The 408-nt window shown below is 73.5% G+C and carries 1 protein-coding gene; it reads right to left on the reverse strand.

The window, feature by feature from the left end; all coding sequences use genetic code 11:
• On the reverse strand, nt 1–326 hold a 326-nt coding region (locus ACEWB7_RS18275), incomplete at its 3' end, for a hypothetical protein (protein WP_411581129.1).
• Nucleotides 327–408: the final 82 nt, after the last annotated feature.

Raw genomic sequence — 408 nt, forward strand, 5'->3', positions numbered from 1 at the left:
CAGACCAGCAGCCACGGCCAGCGTGCGCCTGGGTGTCCGGGTGGTGAGCCAGCGCTCCCGCGCCTGGAGCCGCACGCCGCCAGTTCGGCCGTGGCAACGCGCAGCTGTTCGAGATACGGCGCGGGCGCGTCGATCGGCGCGCGCACAAACACCCAGCGGTGCGGGGTGCCGGTCTGCAGGCGATGCCAGCCGGGGGCGGCCGGCCAGTAGCCGGCGCAAGGCGGCGCGCTGCCGCTGCGTTCGGGCAGCAGCGGGTGGCGGCTGCCATCAGGCGCAATCACGTGGGCGTATGCGCCGACATCGCACAAGGTCATGCGTTGCTGCACCCAGCCGTCCTGCACTGGTGCGGGAAGTGCGGCGCCTGGGCGTGCCTCCGCGCCGAGCAGTTGCGCCCACAGCTGTGCATGC

Origin of the sequence: Acinetobacter sp. NIOH-H-8, from assembly GCF_046635365.1 — a bacterium.
Classification (GTDB): Bacteria; Pseudomonadota; Gammaproteobacteria; order Pseudomonadales; family Moraxellaceae; genus Acinetobacter.